Raw genomic sequence first — 23,693 nt, 5'->3', positions numbered from 1 at the left:
GGCGAAAATTCCTATTGACTTTTATATAAAACAGTATAGATTTCTTTACAATTTAATTTTTTGTAAAGAAATTATGCTGACCTATAAAAAAAGCAAGTAAGGTTAAATAACGCGAGTTTCGTATTCAAAAAGTCGCTGTATAGCATAGGCAATTAAGATAGTGATATTAATAAAAGGATATGGTAAAGTAATTAGAAAATAGTTATGCCAAGTCCATATTCATATGATTTAAGAAAGAGAGTGATTCAATATATTGAGTCAGGGAAAAGAATAATAGAAGCAAGTCAAGTATTTAATATCAGCTGTAAAGTAATATATGATTGGAGGAAATTAAAGAAAGAAACAGGAGATGTTCAATTAAAAACTGGCTATCAAAAAGGGCATAGTCATAAAATAACAGATATGGAAGGATTTAAAAAATTTTTGGAATCTAATAAAGATAAAAGCAGTCGAGAGCTAACCATCTTGTATCCTAGTAAAGTATCAGCAAGAACTATAATAAACATGATTAGAAAAGTTGGTTATAGCTCTTACTACATGACAATTTTTCATTTTATCATCTTTGGATATTGGAATATCAAGGACAACAGCTGTATCCAACGTACTAATTGAGTAGAAATATTATACAAGATATTAACCAATGTATCTAATCCAACACGAAATATACTATTTTGCCTATAACCATGTTTTTTAATAACTATTGGTTTATCTAAAACTATAATCTCTCCAGTTTGATAAGCTAGGCAAAATGCAATAGACAATATTTGCATCAATGTATCTAATCGTAAATCATTAGTAATATGAGTTGCTTCACAGTTGAATCCTGCTGATTTAAAAGCTTTGAACATTGTTTCAATTTGCCATCTTTGAGCATATATCTCAGCAGGATTTTTGATCTCATCACTATGTATTAAGACTGCAAGTTCACTCTTCTTATTTCTGATCCCTACTACATTAAATATTTCACCTTTTGTACCAATTCTACGTTGTGACAAACTCACATGCGATCCTATGGCTAGAGGGCGAAATAACTCTTGTATTTTAACCATTTTTCCCCTTGCATTACTGATATATTGTCTATTTTCTCTAACTCGAAAAACGTATCTTATTTGATTTGTTCTAAGCCAAGAGAGCCATTCCTTACCTATAAATTCTCTATCAGCGGTTAATGCTTCAATGCGGTTTTTGTCAAAAACTTCTAAAAAACACTCCATCAGATCAATACGCTCAATATAATCAGAGTTACCACACTTTTTATCACTTAGAAAATTCCAAAAAGGGGGATCGCTATACCATGAAAACTGACAGCTAAATATAAAATATTCTAAAGAAAACCTTACTACATGACAATTTTTAGAGATGTAAGGACTAAAGGATTGAATTTTGCTGATAATTCATGATGATAACGGGGAAAGAACTTGGTTTACATATGAAAGATCATTCCGCCCCTCTAGTCGAATTATTACAAAAACATATTTCGCTTAATTTATCAAGAGCAAAATGTTTAGGATTATTTATCATTTCAATGCTTAACAGCAGGACAGTAAACATGTCATTGTTATGCAATAGAATGCCGTCTGGGATTAAAGCAGCTTCATGGTATAGAAGGATGCAAAGATTTATCTCTGAAATCTCAATATCATGGAGAGTATTACCTGTTATGTTAGTCATGATGACTGGGTTTGAGCAGGAGCAAAAATGGGTATTGTGTTTAGATAGAACGAATTGGAAATTTGGTAAACGACATATAAATATTTTATATTTAGCTGTCAGTTTTCATGGTATAGCGATCCCCCTTTTTGGAATTTTCTAAGTGATAAAAAGTGTGGTAACTCTGATTATATTGAGCGTATTGATCTGATGGAGTGTTTTTTAGAAGTTTTTGACAAAAACCGCATTGAAGCATTAACCGCTGATAGAGAATTTATAGGTAAGGAATGGCTCTCTTGGCTTAGAACAAATCAAATAAGATACGTTTTTCGAGTTAGAGAAAATAGACAATATATCAGTAATGCAAGGGGAAAAATGGTTAAAATACAAGAGTTATTTCGCCCTCTAGCCATAGGATCGCATGTGAGTTTGTCACAACGTAGAATTGGTACAAAAGGTGAAATATTTAATGTAGTAGGGATCAGAAATAAGAAGAGTGAACTTGCAGTCTTAATACATAGTGATGAGATCAAAAATCCTGCTGAGATATATGCTCAAAGATGGCAAATTGAAACAATGTTCAAAGCTTTTAAATCAGCAGGATTCAACTGTGAAGCAACTCATATTACTAATGATTTACGATTAGATACATTGATGCAAATATTGTCTATTGCATTTTGCCTAGCTTATCAAACTGGAGAGATTATAGTTTTAGATAAACCAATAGTTATTAAAAAACATGGTTATAGGCAAAATAGTATATTTCGTGTTGGATTAGATACATTGGTTAATATCTTGTATAATATTTCTACTCAATTAGTACGTTGGATACAGCTGTTGTCCTTGATATTCCAATATCCAAAGATGATAAAATGAAAAATTGTCATGTAGTAAGCAAATTTCCAATTCGTTCTATCTAAACACAATAACCATTTTTGCTCCTGCTCAAACCCAGTCATCATGACTAACATAACAGGTAATACTCTCCATGATATTGAGATTTCAGAGATAAATCTTTGCATCCTTCTATACCATGAAGCTGCTTTAATCCCAGACGGCATTCTATTGCATAACAATGACATGTTTACTGTCCTGCTGTTAAGCATTGAAATGATAAATAATCCTAAACATTTTGCTCTTGATAAATTAAGCGAAATATGTTTTTGTAATAATTCGACTAGAGGGGCGGAATGATCTTTCATATGTAAACCAAGTTCTTTCCCCGTTATCATCATGAATTATCAGCAAAATTCAATCCTTTAGTCCTTACATCTCTAAAAATTGTCATGTAGTAAGCATCAAATTAGAAAAGATACTAGTAACTTTACATATTTTTTTGATGCTGTTTATCACGTATTACAAAAAGTAACTACCTTACCTGCTTAAGCTATACTCTAAGTAATATATATTGGGAGTTCTGAAAACTATACTAAATTCTCTGATGTCATTCAGTTGATCCATAGGTGTTGTTGCATGAATCCTGTTATGTCATTCCCGCAGAAGTGGGAATCCAGTACTTTTATCTGTCACCCCGTGGCTTGACCACGGGGTGACACAGTGTATTTTACCGATCCACGCAACAATGCCAACAAAGGTAGACAATGACAAGTATGAGAGATATTACTAAGATAAAGCTGTAACTATTTAGCTATAGGTAAACTATTTTCTGCTTGATTTTCTTCAATTTCATTAATATTAGAAACTAAATCAGATTTCTTTTTTGAGGAAAGGTTAGCAAGTACTATTGCGTTTATTAAAAATAATGTTGTAAGTATTATAGTGCTTTTAGTAAGAAAATTACCGACTGTTTTAGCACTGACTACTCCCATATTATTACCGCCGCTTATACTACTAATTCCATCCGATCCGCTACGCTGCATCAGAATAACTATAATTAGCAATATTGCAATAGTAATATGTACAAAAAGAAGGATGTCTATCATATAATAAAATAATCGTTACTGTATTAAATGTAAATCATACATTAGTTTTATATTATTTGCAACTTAGCTTTATAAAATAAACGTAATACTATAATAGTATCTGACAGAAACTAGACTAAAATCAGCATATGAGCTTTTCAAGAAAGGTTAAAAACTCACAAAGCTTAGGATGTGTGGTGGTGCTACTAGGAGGAATTGAACCCCCGGCCTCTTCATTACCAATGAAGTGCTCTACCCCTGAGCTATAGCAGCAAGATTATTTCAAGCTCTTTTTGCCATATATTTGTTATTAAATCAAGAAGAATTTTGGAAATTCGTTTACTATTTACAAAAAAGCTCTTATTCTAGCTCTTCATTCGCTCCACTTATATGTACCTCATCATAAGATGCTACTGTAGTTTCATTAGCATGCATTCCAAATTCTTTCTGTAAATAATCACTTAAAATCTTTAGTATTTTTTCTTTGGTTTGGCATGCTAATATCATTTTATTATCTTGTACTAACTTTTGTAATTGGGCTATCTCTTTTGCAGAAGCAGGTCTCATTTCTAAAGATCTGCTTTCTTCTTGCTGTAGTCAGTCAGTCGTTACAGTCGTAGTAATTCTATGGCACGTACCGAATAAGTCTATATCTATCCTTGAAATTGCCTCGTTACTAGTTATTTTTTCAACAGTTTTGGAGTGATTTATGCTATCCTGTGAGATACTAGCAAAAACTAATCCTTTTTTAGTTATTTTATGTTCGTAAGCATTGCCATAGTAAAAACTCTTAGGTGTCAAGAATACAATCTTATCATTAAATTCAACTAGGTTTGCAGGTTTTGTAATTTTTTTCATATTTTATCTAAACTTCTATTTTTGTAAAAAGATAAGGCAATCAATGCAAAAATACAGCTTAATATGACATAATAAACTGCCGAGGTTACATGCCCTGTTTTTTGTACTAAATATTCAAAGACAAGAGGCGTAGTACCGCCAAAAATACTTGTAGCAGTATTATATGAAATAGAGAGAGCAGTGTTACGTATATTTGTAGGATAAAATTCTGCTTGTAATGCCGGTTCAGGACCGATATAGCTAGCGGCAAGTATAGCGAGTATAAATTGTGAGATAATTACGCTTGTGAAGTCCCCGTTCTCAAAATTATTAAGTAAAAACGGCGTTGTTACAATAATTATTATCAGATTAATTACAAAAATTTTCCTGCGACCTATAATATCGGATAGATAACCGCTTAATAAAGTTACGGCTATCATAATCACGTAACACATGCTAGCGAGGCTATTTACCTCATTTTCAGTGAAGTTGCGGCTGATTTTTAAAAACGATACCAAGTAAATTGTAGTTAGATAGAATATTATCGAACCGGGAGCATTGATAAAAATCGAGATTAATATATCAAACCAATGATTGGTAATGATTTTTTTTAACGGTGATTGTAAAATCTTTTTCTGCTCTCTTAGATTTTTAAAATTCGGTGTTTCGTGTGTATTTTTTTTAATATAAAATGCTGCAAAAAGAATAAAAAAACCAAGTAAAAAAGGTATTCTCCAGCCAAAACTATCAAATTGTGAAGCTGTTAGAATATTCTTGACTATATAAGAAACAAAAGAACCAAGCAATAAACCGGAGCATATACTAGACATTAAAATACTACCGGTGAAGCCTCGGTGTTTATGGCTAGTATGCTCAATAACAAAGGAAATAGAGCCGGTCAAAGCTCCTCCCACTGATAATCCTTGTAGAATTCGTACACAAATCATTAATATAGTCGCAGTTATACCGATAGTATGGTAAGTTGGTAATATTCCTATTAATACGGTTGGGGCAGACATGCAAAATAACGCACTAGTTAAGGCTAGTTTGCGTCCAAATCTATCACCGATAACACCAAAAAATATGCCACCCAACGGTCTTGCCAAATAACCTATAGCAAAGACTAAAAAAACTTGCAGTAAAGAAGTATTAGCATCATCATTCGGGGAAAATTTTGCTCCTATTATGGGTGCAAAATAACCGAATAATACATAATCATACCATTCAAAAGTGTTAGAGATACCGCTTGAAAATACTAGCTTACTGCGATTCATGTTTTCTACTCATAGTTTTTTTTTCGGAGTATATTATAAATAAGGTGGCAGGAATTATTATTACTGCTCCATGAAGTGTGCTTTTATCGGGAAACTCGTTAAATATGAAATATGCTGCTATTGCCGAAATCACCAGCTCTAAATATCTATAAGGAGCGGTAGCGGTTGCATCTACCATGGAAAAAGCTTTAAGTAGGAAGAATAATATTAAGCTTCCGCTACTACCGAGTACAAACAATAAAGCTAATTCAAAACTACTAGGAGTTAGCCAATACTGCGATGCTACAGGTAGCGACACTATAGCAGTTACTATTGCCGAATAAAACAGCATGCTAATCATCGATTCTTTTATTACGAATTTTTTATTAATAATGTCAAGCATAGCAAATGAAATAGCCGCTAATACAAAATACAAAATTTCGGGGTTAAAATCCTCGGCATGCGGTTTAAGCGTAACAACAAGTCCTATAAATCCTACTACGGTAACTACCCATCTTTGCCAAATAATATTTTCGTTCAGAAAAAATACGGCAAGTATTAAAGTAAATAAAGGAATAGAAAAACTTACAACGGTTGCAGTAGTAACGGGAGCTATAGTCAGACCGTAAGTCCAAGAAGTCATGCCGAAAAATAATAATAACCCTCTTAATATATGTACAAAAGGACGACTTGTTTTTAAGGTATTTTTACCGTAATAAACAACAAAAGGTAGTAAAACTATGCTACTGAAAAAGAAGCGGGAAAAAGCTACTTCAAAGCTATGTAAACGAGTCCCAAGATATTTAGACATTACATCATTGGTACTACTACTTACTAAACTAAGTAAAAACCAACCTATACCGGTTAAATATGTTTTTAATGCATCATTCATTAATATGCTCCAATAATTTCTATAATTTTACTTAAATGTCTTGACTTTTAGCATAAAAGAATTCTATCTTTTATGACAATAGGTATAAATATATAAACAAAAACTTTATATAATAATACGGTAATCAATTTTAAGCAAGTAAAGGTTATAATTATATGTTAAGAATAGTGAAAAAATTAGGGATAATTTTGTTTGTGTCCAGCATAAGTATTAATAGTTTTGCTAAAAGCATGTATGATGATGTAGATTCTGCTCCTGACTATGATAGTACACCGTATTACGAAAATGAAGGAAGTTTAGTTTTCAAGATGCGTCTAGGTGGTGTTTTTTCAAGTACTAAGCAAAAAGGATTACCTACTCCTACCTCTCCTCAACCTGTTTCAGTAGGAGAAGTTGCAAAAAACGGTTATGGAGGTGATGCGTCCACTACTATATTCTTTAATAATTATTTAGCTACTGAATTAGCGCTTGGCTTTAATGTTTTACGCACTAAATATACATCCCTTGCAGCCGTTGCTCATAATTATGGCGTTGATAATGTCAAACTAGGAAAAAACAAACCTATTTATATGATTCCTGCAACAGTTACAGGACAATTTCATATAGCTCCTTACGGTGGAATAAGACCGTATATAGGTATAGGTTATCACGGTTCTTATATGCTTACGCAAGCTACCGGTCTTAAAATTAGAAACGGACACGGTGCCGTAAGACAAATAGGTGTAGATTTTTATGCTAAAGATGATACTTTAATCAATATTGACGTAAGACAATTTTTCTTAAATCCTAAACTTGAGTATAAACCGAATTTAGTAGGTAATAAAACCGTGACCTCTAAAGTTAAACTTAACCCTTTAATAGTTTCCGTAGGTATAGGATTTACTTTTTAAAAATCTCTCGTCATTGCGAAGAGACATTGTTGTATGGATAACTGAGCCGTCATTGCGAGGAAATTACGAAGTAATTGACGAAGCAATCTCAGGAGTTTGTTATTATTTCATGAGATTGCCACGCAGGCTAATCTCCTCGCAATGACATTTCCAAATTATTAAATAAATTCACCTATGTCCCTACAAATTATCCAGTTATTATACTTAGTTGCGGCTGTTTGCTTTATTCTATCACTCAAATTCTTATCCTCACAAAAGCAAGCACGTTTAGGCAGTACCATAGGTATTTTGGGGATGGCGATAGCAGTCGGCGTTACTTTTTTCCTCCCGGATTTTACTCATAAATTACCCATTATAGCAACTATATTATTAGGCGGTATAATCGGAGGGATTATTGCACTTAAAATCTCCATGACGGCAATGCCTCAATTAGTTGCTGGATTTCACTCTTTCGTTGGTCTTGCTGCGGTATTTGTAGCTTACGCTACGATACTTGCTCCTGAAAATTTTTCTATAGGAATAGCAGGAAGTTTACCTATTAATTCGCTAATAGAAATATCGCTTGGAGTTTCTATAGGGGCATTAACTTTTAGCGGCTCGGTAATAGCTTTCCTAAAACTACAAGGCTTAATGAAAAGTAGCCCACTAAAATTCTACGGTCAGCAATATATATGCCTATTAACAGCAATAATATTACTTCTTCTGATAATATTATTTATTAGTTCAGAAAATATATTTTTATTTAATCTAATAGTTTTTTTATCGCTGTTAATCGGAGTATTACTAATAATACCGGTAGGCGGTGCAGATATGCCGGTTATAGTATCGATGCTAAACTCATATTCAGGCTTTGCAGCAGCAGGTATCGGCTTTACGCTTAGTAATAGCCTACTTATTATTACCGGGGCATTGGTCGGCAGTAGCGGAGCTATACTTAGCTATATAATGTGCAAAGCGATGAATCGCTCATTAATTAAGGTTATTTTTGGGGCGTTTTTGCCTGCACCTACTGGAATTAACAAGGATATAGATGACGATAAAATAGCAAAAATAAGCTGCCCTGAAGATGCGGCACATTTACTACTTAATACATCGTCGGTGATAATTGTCCCTGGTTACGGTATGGCAGTAGCCCAGTCTCAGCATATAATAAAAGAGATGGTTGATATATTAGAACGTTCAGATATTAATGTACGTTTTGCCGTACATCCGGTAGCCGGTAGAATGCCTGGACATATGAATGTTTTACTTGCAGAAGCTAATATAGATTATGAGAAAGTACTTGAGCTTGAAGAAATTAATAGAGATTTCGCTACCACTGATGTAGTGCTTGTGATTGGGGCAAATGACGTAACTAATCCTGCTGCTAAAAATGATCCGAATAGTCCAATTTACGGTATGCCGGTACTCGATGTCGAAAAAGCACGTACGATTTTGTTTATTAAACGCTCTATGGCATCAGGATATGCAGGTATAGAAAATGAGCTATTTTATCACGATAATACTTTTATGTTATTCGGCGATGCTAAGAAAGTAGTTGAGGAGATAGTTAAGTTTCTAAATGAAGATTGACTTAAATAACTCTATTTGTTATAACTTCTTAAATTAAGCCAAAAAACAATTATCATGAATTCGCAAAAAATATTACCGCTTCTGCCAAAAGCCACGGCTATGTGGTTAATTGAAAATACTTCTTTAACTTTTAAACAAATTGCCGATTTTTGCGGTATTCATGAATTTGAAATAAAAGGTATGGCTGACGATGAAGTAGCACAATCTATAAAAGGTTTAAATCCAATTGCAAACGGTCAGTTAACTTTAGAGGAAATTGAGCGTTGCAGTAAAGATCCTAATGCTAATTTACAAATTTCATATAGCCCTGCTGATGAATTGATGAAAAATCAGAAAAAACAGCGTGCTAAATACACTCCTATAGCAAGACGTCAAGATAAACCGGATGCTATATATTGGTTATTGTCTAATTATCCGAACATCCAAGACCATCAAATAATTAAATTAATAGGTACTACTAAAACTACTATAGATGCTATTAGAACCCGTATCCATTGGAATATGAAGTCTATTCGTCCTCGTGATCCTGTATTACTGGGGATCTGTAGTCAAATAGACCTGAATAAAATAGTAGAAAGCCTAAAGCCTCCACAAAATCCTACAAAAGAATCATAAAATTATACTAACTTCTATCCTGCGAAAAGCTTGCTTACATGAATTATTTTTTGATTGTTATCCGCCTTTATCAGCGTTATTGCGTAGCTCGTTTATGTCATTCCTGTATAGTCGGAACATTGCTGGATGGACCGGTAAAATCCACTGTGTCAAGCCACGGAATGACAACAGATGCGTTTTTCAATCTACACGGACAATGCCTTTCTCGCAAACGGATTTTTTATGGATTAGAAAAGTGATTATTGCCTAATAAGTCGTTTATCGCTAGGTAAAGTATAACTTTTATCGGTAGAAGAACGATAGGGACAAATATCAATTCCTCCACGCCTAGTATATACTATATAAATAGAAAGAAAATCAGGATTTATAGCGTTTTTAATGTCTGTAAAAATACGCTCGGCACACTGCTCTGCAAACTCATTACAATTTCTAAAAGATATTAGATATTTCAGGAAAGAATCATGTTTTAACTTTTTTCCTTTATATTTTATAATGATTGTACCCCAATCCGGTTGACCGGTTACTAAGCAATTTGATTTTAGTAAATTAGAATTAATCTCTTCTTCTACTAAAACATCTTCATACTCAATTAAACTATTATCGGGTGGACCGTAATTATTGCATACTATATCTAAATCATCGATATTTTTACCGCTTGGAACACCAAATTCTATTTTTGTATTTATAGGAAATATACGTCCTGTTACTTTAGCGTGTGTAACATTACTTAGATCCTGCAAGATAATTCTTTCTAGTTCTTCTACTGATTCAACAACAAAGTTATTAAAAGAATTTAGATATAATTTAAATGATTTTGATTCTACTATATTTTCAGAATCCATCGGTATATAAAAAGTACCTACTCCAACCCATGGCTTACCGTTCTTATTAAGGCAAGATAGTTCATATGTATTCCAAACATCTACCCCGTAAAACAGAAGATTATTACTATTTATTCCAAGTTCGTTTCGATTATTTATACGTGGAATTTTAAATAATAAAGTCGCATCATAACTATCTTTATAAGTACTTTTTTACCAAGTAAAGAAGTCGATAAAGGCATTAATTATGCTCCTTGTGCTAAAATTTCTTTTTGTTGTAATTCATCATATTCTTTTAGCATATAACCGCGTCCCCATACTGTGTCGATATAATCTCTACCGCCGGCAGCATCACTTAACTTTTTACGAAGTTTACAAATAAATACGTCAATAATTTTCATTTCCGGTTCGTCAACACTACTATATAAGTAATTTAAGAACATTTCTTTAGTTAATATAGTTCCTCTTCGGAGTATTAATAGCTCTAAAATAGCATATTCTTTGTTCGTCAAATGTACTTTTTTGCCGTTAACTTCTACACTTCTAGCATCTAGGTTTACGCTAACCTTATCAAACCTAAATACTGATGCTGCATGCCCTTTAGAACGTCTAACTATAGCTTTAATTCTAGCAATTAATTCCTCTCTTACAAACGGTTTGGTTAGATAATCATCGGCTCCGGAAGAGAAACCGGTAATTTTTTGATCGGTATCCGTTAAGCTAGATAAAATTAAGATTGGAGTTTTTATTTTGGCAGCACGCAATCTTAGTAATATCTCAAAACCATTAATATCCGGTAACATAAGGTCTAAAATCACTAGATCATAACCACCGACTTTACCAAGTCTTAAACCTTCCACACCAACTGAAGCTTTATCGCAAACTATCCCTTCTGAAGCTAAAGTTAGCTCAATTAAGTTAGCCATTTCCGGCTCGTCTTCAATTAACAAAACTCTCATTATTTTTCTCCATAAAATTCAATTTTTATATTGTGCTATAATTTAATACAGTTAATTATTGTTAACTAAATTATAATTTTTTATCTAGTGCTTTATACATTCATTAATAACATAAGTAAAGAATATTTAATCAAATTGATAAAATATTTACTATTAAGCTCTATCTGTGACTTAAAAACTATGGCGTTTAAAACGAGATTTATTAAATAATTAAAGATTTTTTTAATGTCCCCCTTCGGGGATAAGAAATCCCTCGCCTTCAGGCGAAGGGAAGATATAATGAAATTGCTTTAGCAATGAATTTATATCAAGAAACATGAGAAGTTATAGAAAGAATAGTCATAGTCAGTATGATTTAAAAGTACATCTTATATGGATACCAAAATATAGGAAGAGAGTATTGATAGGCAAAGTAGCGGAAAGGGCTAGAGATTTACTAAGGCAGATTTGTATGGAACATGAAGTATATATAATTTCAGGGAAAATATCATGTGATCACGTGCATATGTTTATCTCATATAAATCACAAATATCTCTTAGCAAGTTAGTACAGTATTTAAAAGGTAGTAGCTCAAGAATTTTATTGCAAGAATTTGCTCATTTAAGAAAACAATTTTGGGGCAATCATTTGTGGGCTAGGGGCTATATGGCGGTCAGTTCAGGTAATATAACTGATGAAATGATACAGCGCTATATTGATGAACAGGAAGGTGAACCTGTGAATGATGATCGATTTCTAATCGATTCCACTTTATAACCCCTCAGCTTATAGCTGAGGGTTCTTTAGTTTTGATGCTCCGACATTTTCTTATGATATAAGGCACCAAAATCTATAGGATCAATCATTAAAGGCTGGAATCCTGCATCTTGAGTACAGCTAGCTATAATTTTTCTAGCAAATGGAAATATCATTGCCGGACAATAAACGGATAATAAAATCGGATGTTGTTCAGAATCAATATTAATTAAATTAAATACTCCGGCATATTTTAATTCTATCTGAAATAATTTATATTTCTCATTTCTTGCAATTGCTTCGATATTTAACTCTACTTCATAGAAATTTTCTTCCGACAAATTAGTAATATTTATATCTAGAGATAAATCAATTTGAGGACGTTGATCCAAAGCCGCAAGAGAAGACGGGGCAGAAGGATTCTCAAGAGATAAATCTTTTATATATTGTGCATTAACGGAAATATGCGGCATTGCCTCATTAATATTGGTGTTTATTGTACTCATAAAAATCCTTATTAAAAATTAAATATAATTTTTTAGAGCCTGTTCACGATTTTATTTTGATTGATAATTAAAGAGGTTTTTAAGCGAAAATTAATAAGGTTTTTGTAGGAATAGTATTCTTATTTCAAAAAATCTTATAATTTGCAGCTAAAAAGATTTTAATTAGCTTTAAAATTAAGATCGCGAACAGGCTCTTACATAAAAAAGTTATGTTAACGGTAAAGTTACGCCTACTTGTTTCATATATTTTCCTTGTCGATCGGCATATGAAGTATCACAAATTTGATCACTTTTTAAAAATAAAAACTGACAAGCTCCTTCATTTGCATATATTTTAGCAGGTAATGGAGTAGTATTAGAAAACTCTAAAGTTACATGTCCTTCCCACTCCGGTTCTAACGGAGTCACATTTACTATTATACCGCATCTTGCATAAGTGGACTTGCCGACACAAATAACTAATACATCACGCGGTATTTTAAAATATTCTATAGTTCTGCCAAGGGCAAAACTATTAGGTGGAATAATACACACATCTACTTCTCTATCAACTAAATTATATTCACTGAAATTTTTTGGATCAACCGTAGTAGAATTTATATTGGTGAATATTTTAAATTCATTAGATACTCTAGCATCATAGCCGTAAGAAGATAAGCCGTAAGAAATAATCTTTTCTTTATTATGAACTCTTACCTGCTTTTCCGTAAAGGGCCTTATCATACTTTGATTTATAACAGCTTCTTTTATCCACTTATCTGACATTATAGCCATAATCAAAACTTAATTTAATTAATAAACTTAATGATTATAACTCATAATTATTTACAATACAAAATTTTTCTTTAAAACTATAAGTCTGAGACTACTTGAATAATGATAGTGATAATAATACTACATAAAATTAAATTATTACAAAATTAAAATAGTTTTTTATTGTCAATTCTGAAAAGTATTATTATATTTTAACATAGTTGATTTATATTTATTAATACTAAAAATTTATTTAGTATTAATAATTGTATAGTAAATTTTATTATTTAAGTTTATAGGGACTTTATTAAAATGAAAAAATTATTATTAGCTGCAAGTATTATTTGCCTTGCATCGGCTGGTCTTGCCGAAAAAAATCCAACAGCTGTTATTTCTAATTCTGATACTGAAATAAAATTAGAAGGATTATATTTATTTGAAAGCGGTTATATTAAACAGGATCATTTAATTTTATTTGATAAAAATGTAACTGATAACAGGAAAAAGCTAGGGTTTTACACGGAAGCAGCGTTTGCGGCAACTATTGCTAAAACTATCAATGATGTAATAGCAGGTGCTAAAATAGTGCTTCAGCCTACTACAAGAGCAAAAACCTCTGCAAGTTATAACGGATCACATATCTTTATTGAAACTAGTTACGGTAAAGTAGAATTAGGCTCTCCTGTTGATGCAAGTGCTAAGTTGCGTGTTACCGGCTCTCAAGTAACTGCAGGTACCGGAGGATGGTATAGATATACTCTACTTGACGGTCAGTATATGAGATATAACGGTTTAAAACCGGATTTTGATACTAGTGCTAGCTTTTATCTTGAATCATACTCGAACTCTTTTGATCAAATCAATGAAAAAACTGAAAAAGCTAGAAGACTCAACTTTTTCACACCTAAAATGAAAGGCTTCCAAGCTGGTATCTCTTATACTCCGGACACTGCTAATACAGGCGGTAATAAAGATATAAATAATTTAACACTTGAAAGTTCAGGAAGAAACGGGATTAGTGGTTCTAAAACCGGAATAAAAACGGTTACCTTAGGAAACGGCGAAACTATGACTATAAATCAGAATATTCGAGATGCTTTTTCTGCCGGCTTAACTTATGAACATGAAATTAGTGAAGATGCAAACTTAAAATTATCCGTTACCGGAGAATACGGTAAACCTGCTCGTCGTCTTATTCATGCTAAAAGAGAAGGAACTACAATCCAAGTGCTTAATACTTATAAGCTTTCTAATTTAAAAGCATATAATCTTGGAACTGTATTTACTTACGGTAATTTCTCTTTTGGGGCTTCTTACGGTAATTTAGGTAAAAGCTTAACCGCTAAGGAATATTATAAAGTCGGTCGTGATACCTATTATTACAATGGAGCAGTTGCTTATGGACAAGGACCTATAAAAACAACTCTTGAATATCTTAAAACTTCAAGATATAAAAACACCGTTGATTCTGTAAGCCTCGCTACTGAATATAAGATCATGCCTGGTTTATTACCATATGCTGAAATTTCTCATTTCCAAGCTAAAGGTAAACCTGTATATTACCCTGAAGCACCTAGTAAAACAACACGAGGTACTGTTGGTCTTATAGGTACAAAACTTAAGTTTTAATTATTTACAAATTAATGTCCCCCTTCGGGGATAAGAAATCCCTCGCCTTCAGGCGAAGGGAAGATATAATGAAATTGCTTTAGCAATGAATTTATATCAAGAAACATGAGAAGTTATAGAAAGAATAGTCATAGTCAGTATGATTTAAAAGTACATCTTATATGGATACCAAAATATAGGAAGAGAGTATTGATAGGCAAAGTAGCGGAAAGGGCTAGAGATTTACTAAGGCAGATTTGTATGGAACATGAAGTATATATAATTTCAGGGAAAATATCATGTGATCACGTGCATATGTTTATCTCATATAAATCATAAATATCTCTTAGCAAGTTAGTACAGTATTTAAAAGGTAGTAGCTCAAGAATTTTATTGCAAGAATTTGCTCATTTAAGAAAACAATTTTGGGGCAATCATTTGTGGGCTAGGGGCTATATGGCGGTCAGTTCAGGTAATATAACTGATGAAATGATACAGCGCTATATTGATGAACAGGAAGGTGAACCTGTGAATGATGATCGATTTCTAATCGATTCCACTTTATAACCCCTCAGCTTATAGCTGAGGGTTCTTTAGTTACCATATATTGTGATGCAAGCATAATATATGGTAATCATGTGATATATGATTTTTATTATTTTAAAACAGGAGTAACACTATGAATCATGCTCAATTTACAAGCTCAAGATATTCCTTTGTAAATGGATTAAAAGCAGTTACAAGATATGCAACCGCTTCTAAATTATTATTTAAAGATGCATATAATTTTGTTTCTAGTTCCAACTTAAAAAAATATTTACAATATTACATGCTTTAAATATTCAGAAAGTCTATACAAAAGGCGGGGATTTTGAGGCACCATTGAAGTTTTTTAATATGAAACAGGATAATTCTCTAAAGATAGATGTAACTCAGAACATCGAAAACCAGCATCAGAGGGCAATAAAAATCTTTTCTCTCCTATATAAATGTATTTAAAAACATGATGGAAACAAGTAACATTATAGATAAATATATTACTGCAATCCCTCATTTAATGAGTATAGGTTTTACCTTAAAAAAATTTCAAGCCCCAACCACGTTATAAGCAAATTTGATGCAATAAAAGGTACCAGCACTTATGGCTGCTGTTACCGCTATCGGAAAACATTTAATAGATACAATTAGAGAGGATTGTTCTACTATGATTCAATTTTTCAAAGATAGTAATAAACGCGAGTTTCGTATTAATAGAGGAGCTGAATAGCTGATAGTAACTGGGTTACGAGGATATTAGTAATATTGTTTTTGTTATTAAATGTACTTAAAACTGCATAAATTTTTAGTAAATTGTCTTTTTTGACTATAACTATTAAATTGTAAAACTTGTCACACCTCTTACAAACCTTGAAAGGATAAGGATTATAGCATATTCATTAACCATAATTTAGGCATCTTAATACGAAACTCGCGTTAATAAGTTATTAACTGGTGTTTATAACCTTTTCGGTAATAATAATGAAGATTTTACATATTATCAGTTAGAGGAAGGTCATCATGATGATCAGGTTGATGTTATAGGAGTAGGAGATAGTAACATCTATTAATTTAAATAGGTAAGATGAATTTAAAAGCCTATAAAAACTTTTAATAATAGAACGGTACAAGCGAATTTATAAATAATTCGCTTGTATCAAACCATATAAAATATGCTATTTTTTTGTATACATTCAATCTTTATTATAATTATGATGAAAATCTATTATTTTTTGGGAAGCCCATAGGAGGTAATTTACCGGTATTACCTCTTTTTCCTAAAAATGCAACAATGTTTTTCTCAAGTTTGACTTTTCCATTGTTATTCCAACCTAAGCCGTCTTCTTTATTGAATATTTTAATATCTAGAAGCTTTGCATTCTTAAATTTTTGCAGCGTTACACCTTGTCCTTTTTTCATTTCAGGTATTTCATCTATATTAAATACCAGTAATTTACGACTTTCACCGATACAAGCAATACTATCCCCGTTTACAGGTAAACAAGCTATACATGCATGACCATCCGGTATATTCATAATTTGCTTTCCTGTTTTTGTTTGAGCCATTACTTCGTTTGAATTAACTAAAAATCCCTTACCTACACTACTTGCGAGTAATAAAAGCTGATCAGGTTTATAGACTAAAATATTTGTAATATCGTTATTGCCTATATCCACAAGTAGCTTTATAGATTCTCCTGTTCCTTTACCTTTGGAAATATTATCGGCAAGCAAAGTAAAAAACCTGCCTTCTGAACTAACTATTAATATTTTATCAGTCGTGTAAGCTTCTAAAATAAATTTTTCTGCATCACCTTCTTTATATTTGATAGTCGATAAATCGGTGTTATGACCTTTTAACGAACGCACCCACCCCATTTTTGAACAAATAATAGTAATCGGTTCTTTAGTAATAAACGCCGTTATATCAACTACTTGATTCGTAAGCGTTACTTCTTCAAAACTTGTACGTCTAGCTCCTATTACCGTATTTAATCCGAATTTTGTTTGTACTGCTTTTATTTCCTTTTTTACTACTTTCCATAATTCTTTTGGATTATTTAAAATCTCTTCTAATATAGCTTGTTGCTTCTGCAAATTACCATGCTCATTAATAATTTCCTGCTCTTCAAGTTTACGAAGTGAGCGAAGACGGGTATTTAATATCGCTTCTACCTGTATTTCGGTTAGCTTGAACCGCTCCATCATTATCGCTTTCGGTTCATCTTCTTCACGAATGATTTTAATTATCTCATCAAGATTTAGATAAGCTATTCTCAGACCTTCTAGAATTTCTAAACGATGTTTGATTTTGTTTAAAAGATAAGTTGACCTCCGAGTAACAATATTTTGTCTGTGAGCTAAAAACTCTTGTAAAACCTCTAAAATATTCATTACTCTCGGCACGTTATTACTGCCGATCACATTCATATTTAACTGAATGCGGCTTTCTAAATTCGTTAGCTTGAATAGAGATTCCATAACTATTTGTGGATCACAACTACGATCTCTAGGCTCGATAATTAATCTAATAATATCGGTTGATTCATCTCTAATATTGCTAACAAGCGGGATTTTTTTATCCTTTAGTAATATCGCTATTTGTTCTATAAGTTTTGATTTCTGAACCTGATAAGGTATCTCGGTTACGACTATCTGATATGTACCGTAACTTAGCTCCTCTTTTTCCCATCTGCTTCTTACTCTAAGACTACCGCGTCCAGTAGTATATGCAGCATTAATAACTTCAGCTTTATCAATAATTATGCCGCCGGTTGGAAAATCAGGACCTTTAATGAAATTCATTATATCGTTAATTTCAGCTTTTGGGTGGTGGTCGATTAAATGCACCAAAGCATCGCATAACTCATGTAAATTATGCGGCGGTATATTGGTTGCCATACCGACTGCTATCCCTTCAGAACCATTAGCTAGTAAATTCGGAAAACTTGCCGGCATTATTACCGGTTCTAAATCGGAATCATCATAAGTAGGGCGGAAATCTACCGTATCTTTATCGATGTCTATCATTAATAAAGTACATATTTCCGTCATACGTGATTCGGTATAACGCATAGCCGCTGCATTATCACCGTCGATAGAGCCGAAATTGCCCTGCCCGTCAATTAAAGGATAACGTAATGAAAAGTGCTGAGCAAGGCGTACCAAAGTATCATACACTGCTACATCACCGTGCGGGTGATATTTACCGATCACGTCACCAACCACCCTTGCACATTTCTTATAACCGGAATTCGGCTCAAGCCTTAGCTGTAGCATTGCGTATAATAACCTACGATGTACAGGCTTGAGTCCGTCACGTACGTCAGGAAGCGAACGTGACATAATCGTTGACAACGCATAAGCAAGATAACGCTCCGATAATGCATTACCAAAGTCAATATTTTCTATTTTAGCTTCTTTCATAAGTTATTTAATATTTGTTGATGTTGAAGGGCTTTTATTTATTGTCATCGTCATTGCAAGCAATCGTTGTTGCATGGATCAGTTTCACCACTGTTATCCCGCGACTTGATCGCGGGATCCAGTAAAAATACTAATATCATTAGTATTTTTTATTGTTTTTCTGGATACCGTGGACAAGCCACAGTATGACACTAAAATATCACTTTAACACACAACTCTGTTTGTTATAAGCTAGTTTCTTACAAACCCCTTTGGCTTGACTAAGACTACCATAATCACCGGCTAAGATTAAATAGAAAAATTTGCCGTCCTCATATTTAACTTTTTTGGTTGTGATAACAACATTTTTAAGAATTTTTGGGAATTTCTTTTTTATTCTTTCCCCTTCTTGCACTGCTTCTGCTTCAGATTTTACCGACCCTAGTTGTACTTTATAACTTTCATTATTTTTACAATTTTTAGCATTACTAACCTTATCCTTACTTCCTTTTTCAAGCTTTATGATATTTAAATCAGTTTCATTTTTGGCGTTATTACTTGGCTCTATTAATGCAATAAGGTTGGATATTTCATCAAAAGATTCATCGCTTTGACTTTGGTTACGAAAATCTATATTCATAGGTTTCTCAGGATCAGGAAGCAATTTTACGGTTTTAATATTTGTATCTTTAGCAATAAGATTTTCATATATCGTACTATGTACTGCTGCTATTTGGTTATTTTCTATTATAGACGGTTTTATTTTTGTAGGCAACTCATCAGGATAAATAGTAATTACTGGCTTGCTATTCTGATAATATTGATAACCAAAATAAATAGCGGATACACATATTAAAAATACTAGAAATATTTTAATAAAAATATTATTGATCATGATATATAAAATATTTGAGATGTCACCCCGTGGCTTGACCACGGGGTCCAGTAATAAAAAATCTAAATACAGATAAAATTTTAAAACTAAAAGCTCGATTTATCTCGCTTTATGTTGGCCCCCGTGGTCAAGCAACGGGGTGACACAATGGGTTTTACTGATCCACGCGAGCAATAGGTGAATAGACCGAAGGAACCTCCCCTTCAGTCTCTCGCAGAACGGTGCGTAAACCTCTCAGCTTACACCGCTCCCATTATCCAAACCTTGATCCAAGGCCTAACCTCCAATGAACAAATAGTCTAGGTTCACGCTTTCGCACACACCCTAACCAATTCCTTGCTCGTTTCTTATAACCTTGGAATCTTTTGTATTTCCTCATTACCCAACGTGTTAGAAAACGCTCCATATTACGTAAAAATGGATACATAGCCGATTTATAATATCGTCCATAATAATTTACCCATCCTTGTACATGTGCATTAAACATCCTCGCTAGGTCAGTAATAGTTTTATCACTTCGCAGATGTATTCTCCAACTCCTTATCTCCTTTCTGATACGGTTTGCAGCTTGCTTACTAATTGCAGGTGAAAAGTTAACAAAAGTTTTACCATATTTATTCATTGATAATCGTGGTCTAAATGTATAGCCAAGAAAATCAAAGCTTTCATACTCATAAGAGCCTCCTCGATCATCATCTTTACAATACACTATTTTTGTCTTTTCTGGGTGTAGTTCAAGACCACACTCTTTTAGTCTAATCTTAATCTCCTCCAGTACTTTCTTAGCCTGCTTTTGTGAACTGCAATGTGCTAAAATATCATCTGCAAAACGCTCAAACCTTACTTCCGGATAGTGCCTTCTCATCCAATTATCAAATGCATGATGCATGAAAATATTTGCCAACAAAGGACTCGCTACTCCTCCCTGAGGAGTACCAGACTGCCTTTCTATCAGTTCTCCACTCTCCAATTGTAAAGGGGCTTTAAGCCACCGCTCCACATAAAGATGGATCCACTTCTCCTCGCTATGAAATCTTATGGCTTTCATCATTAACTGATGATCCAAACTATCGAAGAAATTCTTGATGTCCAGATCAATACACCAATCTTGCTGCCAACATCGCTGCCTTGCTACTCCAACTGCATCCAATGCTGATTTCTTAGGACGATATCCATAAGAATCTTCATGAAATTTTGGCTCCACTAATTGCTCAAGCTGATCTTTAACCACTGCTTGTGCAATTCTATCTGCCACAGTTGGAATACCTAACAAGCGTTTGCTCCCATCTGATTTTGCTATTTCTACCGCCTTTACAGGTGGAGGAAAATATGTACCAGATGACATCCGGTTCCATAACTTATAAAGGTTATCCTTTAAGTTTAATGCAAAATCTTCAATTGATTCTTCATCAACCCCATAGGAACCTTTGTTCGCTTTAACTCTTTCCCAAGCTGCCATAATACTTTTATTGGAAATACAAAATGGTTTTGTTTTATTCAATTTAGCTCCTCCCAATTCTTATTAGTTGACTAATCAATAAAACGGATAACTCAACCCCTTTGCTCCACTGCCTTTCAACAGCTTCATCACTACTACGAGCCAATCCACCCCTATGTACTGCTTTGGTACTCAGATACTCGTGGGGCTTCCACTTGCATCGCTCCCTTTGCATCAATACACAAGTTCCCACGTTCCACATAAGAGCCTAAATCAAGTTCATGCCACCTCTATGCCGGAGACCACTTGACCAGTAAACAGGTTTCCGCCAAATTTATCCTGAGTTAACGACTACCCCTCAGTTTTGATCTCATCTATACGCTTTCGACACTTCAGCAGTGGTTTAATCGCTTCATCTCCTTAATTCTTACCTGATACCTTGCAAGATACCTTTTCTCTAACGCTCACCACCTTGGCTCTTTACCAACGCAGCTTAGAGTGGTTTGAAGCCTTTTCCTGTAAAACGGCTTCGGAAGGCCTACTTCCATCTCTTATATAGTTACGTACAAATTCAATTTACATTATATGGCTTCATGTAACTTCCTTTGCACTCGTGGCACACAATCATCGCAATAACGATAAAAACCTAACTACATTTTGTTCATTGGTTCTACACCTATCACTTCGAGACCGCTAGCTATAACTTTCTGTATGGCACTTGCAAGAGCAAGACGTGCTAGAGTTAATTCTTTATTGCTCTCAATTACAAATCTATAATCGCTATTTTCTTTACCGAAATTCCACATAGAATGAAATTTTGAAGCTAAATTTATTAAATAAAATGCGATGCGATGTGGTTCAAAATATTTTGTAGATGCTTCTAATGTTTTTGTCCACGCAGCTAAAAGTTTTATAATCTCAATTTCTTCTTCTGACGATAATAAAGATAAATCATACTTACTTGCTTCAAAGCTATTATAAGATTCCGGCATTAATTCTCTAGCTTTTGATAAAATAGATATCGTTCTCACATGAGCATATTGTACGTAAAAGATAGGATTTTCCCTTGATTGTTCTTTCACTTTTACTAAATCAAAATCAAGCGGCTTATCATTTTGCCTTGTTAACATCATAAATCTTATAATATCTTTCCCCACCTCATGATTTACATCTTGCACACTAGCAAAGCTCCCAAGGCGTTTTGACATCTTAACCGGTACACCGTTTTCAACGAAATTGACCAATTGACAGATTTTAACGTCCACTTTAACATGCTCTTTGCCTAGAGCCTTAACTATTGCCTCAATTCTTTTAACATATCCACTATGATCGGCACCAAGTACATAAATTAAGTGATTCGCTCCCCGCTCTATTTTATCCTTAGCATATGCAAGATCGGAAGCAAAATAAGACCAACTTCTATCAGCTTTTTCTATAGGACGATCTTGACTATCACCGTACTTAGTAGATTTAAATAATTTTTGAACTCTATTATCCCATTCCTCATGAACTTTACCTTTAGGGGCAGGTAACGTACCTTCATAAATTAGCCCCATACGCTCCAGTAGTTTAACTGTTTTCTCTATCTCACCTTTATCATGCAATGATTGCTCAGAGAAAAATATATCATGTTTAATCCCTAAATTTGCTAAATCTTTTCTATTTAAATCAAGCATTTTTTCTACGGCAAAATTTTTGACTATTTTGAACTTTTCAGCATCGTTCATAGTTAATAATTTATTGCCGTATTCTTTCGCTAAAATTTGCCCGAGTGGAATTAAATACTCTCCCGGATATAACCCGACAGGGATAGTAATTTGCTCACCTAAAGCCTCTTTATAACGTAATAATACTGTACTAACTAAATCATTTATTTGTGAGCCTGCATCATTAACATAATATTCTTTTGTAACGGAGTAACCTACCTTTTGCAAAATCCTTGCTAGCACATCACCATATACCGCACCCCTAGCATGCCCTATATGCATTGGACCAGTGGGATTTGCCGAAACATACTCGATGTTAATATTTCTGCTTTTATCTATATCAATTTCAAAAAATTTTTCTTCGTGCTGTAAAATATCTTTTATTGATGCCTGCCAACTATCAGCTTTTATAGTAAAATTAATAAAGCCCGGTCCTGCTATTTCTATACTTGCAATATAAGGTAATGTTATAAGGACTTCTTTAAACTTTAAAGCCACTTCCCGAGGAGAAATACTTTCTTTAGCTGCAATAATCATTGCAATATTACTTGATAAATCACCGTTAAAACTATCTTTCGGTGTTTCAATAGTAGCAGTATTTGCTATTTCTTGATTATTATATAATTGCTGACTTGCCGCAATTATATCTTGTTTCAATTGATTAAATATATTCATAATTATTAAATGTTATTAAAATT

The 23,693-nt window shown here is 33.3% G+C and carries 24 protein-coding genes, 1 tRNA gene and 2 pseudogenes; 11 read left to right on the top strand and 16 right to left on the bottom strand.

The annotated features are described in order from the left end of the window. Positions 1–204: 204 nt before the first annotated feature. A complete protein-coding gene (locus REIS_RS12040) occupies positions 205–612 on the top strand; it encodes an IS630 transposase-related protein (RefSeq protein ID WP_241760911.1) in 408 nt (135 codons plus the stop codon). Here the strand turns inward: REIS_RS12040 and REIS_RS01905 are convergent. Further along, a complete protein-coding gene (locus REIS_RS01905) occupies positions 549–1,223 on the bottom strand; it encodes a transposase (protein WP_241760926.1) in 675 nt (224 codons plus the stop codon). The genes REIS_RS12040 and REIS_RS01905 overlap by 64 nt on opposite strands. A 173-nt stretch (positions 1,224–1,396) precedes the next feature. On the opposite strand from REIS_RS01905, the gene REIS_RS01900 reads away from it, so the two are divergent. Together REIS_RS01900 and REIS_RS10850 are read left to right on the top strand one after the other, a co-directional pair. Then, positions 1,397–1,813 carry a hypothetical protein gene (locus REIS_RS01900; RefSeq protein WP_008579269.1) on the top strand — a complete coding sequence of 139 codons (417 nt, stop codon included), beginning with the start codon at positions 1,397–1,399 and terminating at the stop codon, positions 1,811–1,813. Beyond that, positions 1,759–2,526: an IS4 family transposase gene (locus REIS_RS10850; protein ID WP_338109792.1), complete on the top strand. Its 768-nt coding sequence runs from the start codon at positions 1,759–1,761 to the stop codon at positions 2,524–2,526. Before REIS_RS01900 ends, REIS_RS10850 begins: the two co-directional genes overlap by 55 nt. Here the strand turns inward: REIS_RS10850 and REIS_RS12035 are convergent. From REIS_RS12035 to REIS_RS01865, 7 genes are all read right to left on the bottom strand, one after another. Beyond that, a complete protein-coding gene (locus REIS_RS12035; protein WP_040614694.1) occupies positions 2,463–2,885 on the bottom strand; it encodes a hypothetical protein in 423 nt (140 codons plus the stop codon). The two genes, REIS_RS10850 and REIS_RS12035, sit on opposite strands and share 64 nt — an antisense overlap. 405 nt (positions 2,886–3,290) lie before the next feature. Beyond that, the gene (gene secG / locus REIS_RS01890) at positions 3,291–3,593 is read right to left on the bottom strand and encodes a preprotein translocase subunit SecG (protein ID WP_008579555.1); all 303 of its coding nucleotides are present in this window, start codon (positions 3,591–3,593) and stop codon (positions 3,291–3,293) included. A gap of 177 nt (positions 3,594–3,770) precedes the next feature. Beyond that, a tRNA-Thr gene (locus REIS_RS01885) sits at positions 3,771–3,845 on the bottom strand. Positions 3,846–3,932: 87 nt separating this feature from the next. Then, positions 3,933–4,139, bottom strand: a complete 207-nt coding sequence (locus tag REIS_RS01880) for a hypothetical protein (protein WP_008579554.1) — start codon at positions 4,137–4,139, stop codon at positions 3,933–3,935. Positions 4,140–4,169: 30 nt separating this feature from the next. After that, positions 4,170–4,430 (bottom strand): hypothetical protein, encoded by a 261-nt coding sequence (locus REIS_RS01875; protein ID WP_008579552.1) that lies wholly within the window; start codon positions 4,428–4,430, stop codon positions 4,170–4,172. After that, on the bottom strand, positions 4,427–5,683 hold the full coding sequence (locus REIS_RS01870; RefSeq protein ID WP_008579551.1) for an MFS transporter: 1,257 nt from the start codon (positions 5,681–5,683) through the stop codon (positions 4,427–4,429). Before REIS_RS01870 ends, REIS_RS01875 begins: the two co-directional genes overlap by 4 nt. Next, the gene (locus tag REIS_RS01865) at positions 5,670–6,554 is read right to left on the bottom strand and encodes a DMT family transporter (protein ID WP_008579550.1); all 885 of its coding nucleotides are present in this window, start codon (positions 6,552–6,554) and stop codon (positions 5,670–5,672) included. The genes REIS_RS01870 and REIS_RS01865 overlap by 14 nt, the downstream gene beginning before the upstream one ends. 155 nt (positions 6,555–6,709) lie before the next feature. Here REIS_RS01865 and REIS_RS01860 point away from each other — a divergent pair, with 155 nt between their 5' ends. The 3 genes from REIS_RS01860 to REIS_RS01850 all read left to right on the top strand — a co-directional run bounded on the left by REIS_RS01860 (position 6,710) and on the right by REIS_RS01850 (position 9,631). Then, on the top strand, positions 6,710–7,444 hold the full coding sequence (locus REIS_RS01860; protein WP_008579549.1) for an OmpW family outer membrane protein: 735 nt from the start codon (positions 6,710–6,712) through the stop codon (positions 7,442–7,444). A 174-nt stretch (positions 7,445–7,618) separates the two neighbouring features. Beyond that, positions 7,619–9,016: an NAD(P)(+) transhydrogenase (Re/Si-specific) subunit beta gene (locus tag REIS_RS01855; protein ID WP_008579548.1), complete on the top strand. Its 1,398-nt coding sequence runs from the start codon at positions 7,619–7,621 to the stop codon at positions 9,014–9,016. A 54-nt stretch (positions 9,017–9,070) separates the two neighbouring features. Beyond that, positions 9,071–9,631 carry a cell cycle transcriptional regulator TrcR gene (locus REIS_RS01850; protein ID WP_008579547.1) on the top strand — a complete coding sequence of 187 codons (561 nt, stop codon included), beginning with the start codon at positions 9,071–9,073 and terminating at the stop codon, positions 9,629–9,631. Positions 9,632–9,870: 239 nt separating this feature from the next. Here REIS_RS01850 and queF read toward each other — a convergent pair. Then, positions 9,871–10,694, bottom strand: a pseudogene (queF, locus tag REIS_RS01845) (NADPH-dependent 7-cyano-7-deazaguanine reductase QueF). Positions 10,695–10,697: 3 nt separating this feature from the next. Then, entirely contained in the window at positions 10,698–11,411 is a 714-nt protein-coding gene (ctrA, locus tag REIS_RS01840) for a response regulator transcription factor CtrA (protein ID WP_008579546.1), read from the bottom strand. Positions 11,412–11,727: 316 nt separating this feature from the next. Between ctrA and tnpA (REIS_RS01835) the strand changes: the two genes are divergently transcribed. Further along, a complete protein-coding gene (gene tnpA / locus REIS_RS01835; protein WP_008579324.1) occupies positions 11,728–12,168 on the top strand; it encodes an IS200/IS605 family transposase in 441 nt (146 codons plus the stop codon). Between the two features lie 26 nt (positions 12,169–12,194). Here the strand turns inward: tnpA (REIS_RS01835) and secB are convergent, their stop codons facing one another. Together secB and dcd are read right to left on the bottom strand one after the other, a co-directional pair. Next, on the bottom strand, positions 12,195–12,653 hold the full coding sequence (gene secB, locus REIS_RS01830) for a protein-export chaperone SecB (protein ID WP_008579545.1): 459 nt from the start codon (positions 12,651–12,653) through the stop codon (positions 12,195–12,197). 207 nt (positions 12,654–12,860) lie between these two features. Continuing rightward, positions 12,861–13,427, bottom strand: coding sequence for a dCTP deaminase (gene dcd / locus REIS_RS01825; protein WP_008579544.1), 567 nt, complete (start codon positions 13,425–13,427; stop codon positions 12,861–12,863). A 291-nt stretch (positions 13,428–13,718) separates the two neighbouring features. On the opposite strand from dcd, the gene REIS_RS01820 reads away from it, so the two are divergent. From REIS_RS01820 to REIS_RS16345, 4 genes and pseudogenes are all read left to right on the top strand, one after another. Continuing rightward, positions 13,719–15,035 carry a porin gene (locus tag REIS_RS01820; RefSeq protein ID WP_008579543.1) on the top strand — a complete coding sequence of 439 codons (1,317 nt, stop codon included), beginning with the start codon at positions 13,719–13,721 and terminating at the stop codon, positions 15,033–15,035. 105 nt (positions 15,036–15,140) lie between these two features. After that, positions 15,141–15,581: pseudogene (gene tnpA / locus REIS_RS12030) on the top strand (IS200/IS605 family transposase). 112 nt (positions 15,582–15,693) lie between these two features. Beyond that, complete coding sequence (locus REIS_RS14835; protein WP_008579542.1) at positions 15,694–15,852, top strand: hypothetical protein; 159 nt, start codon at positions 15,694–15,696, stop codon at positions 15,850–15,852. Positions 15,853–16,155: 303 nt separating this feature from the next. Further along, entirely contained in the window at positions 16,156–16,281 is a 126-nt protein-coding gene (locus tag REIS_RS16345) for a hypothetical protein (protein ID WP_008579540.1), read from the top strand. Positions 16,282–16,760: 479 nt separating this feature from the next. Here the strand turns inward: REIS_RS16345 and parC are convergent, their stop codons facing one another. The 4 genes from parC to argS all read right to left on the bottom strand — a co-directional run bounded on the left by parC (position 16,761) and on the right by argS (position 23,670). After that, on the bottom strand, positions 16,761–18,977 hold the full coding sequence (gene parC, locus REIS_RS01800; protein ID WP_008579539.1) for a DNA topoisomerase IV subunit A: 2,217 nt from the start codon (positions 18,975–18,977) through the stop codon (positions 16,761–16,763). A gap of 199 nt (positions 18,978–19,176) precedes the next feature. Further along, positions 19,177–19,851, bottom strand: a complete 675-nt coding sequence (locus REIS_RS01795) for an SPOR domain-containing protein (RefSeq protein ID WP_008579538.1) — start codon at positions 19,849–19,851, stop codon at positions 19,177–19,179. Between the two features lie 253 nt (positions 19,852–20,104). Further along, on the bottom strand, positions 20,105–21,352 hold the full coding sequence (gene ltrA, locus REIS_RS01790) for a group II intron reverse transcriptase/maturase (protein WP_037214589.1): 1,248 nt from the start codon (positions 21,350–21,352) through the stop codon (positions 20,105–20,107). A gap of 587 nt (positions 21,353–21,939) precedes the next feature. Beyond that, complete coding sequence (gene argS, locus REIS_RS01780; protein ID WP_008579537.1) at positions 21,940–23,670, bottom strand: arginine--tRNA ligase; 1,731 nt, start codon at positions 23,668–23,670, stop codon at positions 21,940–21,942. Positions 23,671–23,693 lie beyond the last annotated feature (23 nt).

Origin of the sequence: Rickettsia endosymbiont of Ixodes scapularis, assembly GCF_000160735.1 — a bacterium.
GTDB classification, from domain to species: Bacteria; Pseudomonadota; Alphaproteobacteria; order Rickettsiales; family Rickettsiaceae; genus Rickettsia; species Rickettsia tamurae.
Note: the sequence above shows the minus strand (reverse complement) of the source record. Positions and strands in the feature narration are given on the sequence as shown.

Bases quoted from the DNA above. Each gene is read 5' to 3' on its own strand.
- REIS_RS16345 (WP_008579540.1), top strand. From the start codon at position 16,156: ATGGCTGCTGTTACCGCTATCGGAAAACATTTAATAGATACAATTAGA.
- REIS_RS01850 (WP_008579547.1), top strand. From the start codon at position 9,071: ATGAATTCGCAAAAAATATTACCGCTTCTGCCAAAAGCCACGGCTATG.
- REIS_RS01865 (WP_008579550.1), bottom strand. From the start codon at position 6,554: ATGAATGATGCATTAAAAACATATTTAACCGGTATAGGTTGGTTTTTA.
- secB (WP_008579545.1), bottom strand. From the start codon at position 12,653: ATGAGTACAATAAACACCAATATTAATGAGGCAATGCCGCATATTTCC.
- REIS_RS12035 (WP_040614694.1), bottom strand. From the start codon at position 2,885: ATGATGATAACGGGGAAAGAACTTGGTTTACATATGAAAGATCATTCC.
- REIS_RS01795 (WP_008579538.1), bottom strand. From the start codon at position 19,851: ATGATCAATAATATTTTTATTAAAATATTTCTAGTATTTTTAATATGT.
- REIS_RS01880 (WP_008579554.1), bottom strand. From the start codon at position 4,139: ATGAGACCTGCTTCTGCAAAAGAGATAGCCCAATTACAAAAGTTAGTA.
- REIS_RS01860 (WP_008579549.1), top strand. From the start codon at position 6,710: ATGTTAAGAATAGTGAAAAAATTAGGGATAATTTTGTTTGTGTCCAGC.
- REIS_RS01900 (WP_008579269.1), top strand. From the start codon at position 1,397: ATGATGATAACGGGGAAAGAACTTGGTTTACATATGAAAGATCATTCC.
- parC (WP_008579539.1), bottom strand. From the start codon at position 18,977: ATGAAAGAAGCTAAAATAGAAAATATTGACTTTGGTAATGCATTATCG.
- REIS_RS01820 (WP_008579543.1), top strand. From the start codon at position 13,719: ATGAAAAAATTATTATTAGCTGCAAGTATTATTTGCCTTGCATCGGCT.
- REIS_RS01855 (WP_008579548.1), top strand. From the start codon at position 7,619: ATGTCCCTACAAATTATCCAGTTATTATACTTAGTTGCGGCTGTTTGC.
- REIS_RS01870 (WP_008579551.1), bottom strand. From the start codon at position 5,683: ATGAATCGCAGTAAGCTAGTATTTTCAAGCGGTATCTCTAACACTTTT.
- dcd (WP_008579544.1), bottom strand. From the start codon at position 13,427: ATGGCTATAATGTCAGATAAGTGGATAAAAGAAGCTGTTATAAATCAA.
- argS (WP_008579537.1), bottom strand. From the start codon at position 23,670: ATGAATATATTTAATCAATTGAAACAAGATATAATTGCGGCAAGTCAG.
- tnpA (WP_008579324.1), top strand. From the start codon at position 11,728: ATGAGAAGTTATAGAAAGAATAGTCATAGTCAGTATGATTTAAAAGTA.
- ctrA (WP_008579546.1), bottom strand. From the start codon at position 11,411: ATGAGAGTTTTGTTAATTGAAGACGAGCCGGAAATGGCTAACTTAATT.
- secG (WP_008579555.1), bottom strand. From the start codon at position 3,593: ATGATAGACATCCTTCTTTTTGTACATATTACTATTGCAATATTGCTA.
- REIS_RS01875 (WP_008579552.1), bottom strand. From the start codon at position 4,430: ATGAAAAAAATTACAAAACCTGCAAACCTAGTTGAATTTAATGATAAG.
- REIS_RS14835 (WP_008579542.1), top strand. From the start codon at position 15,694: ATGAATCATGCTCAATTTACAAGCTCAAGATATTCCTTTGTAAATGGA.
- REIS_RS12040 (WP_241760911.1), top strand. From the start codon at position 205: ATGCCAAGTCCATATTCATATGATTTAAGAAAGAGAGTGATTCAATAT.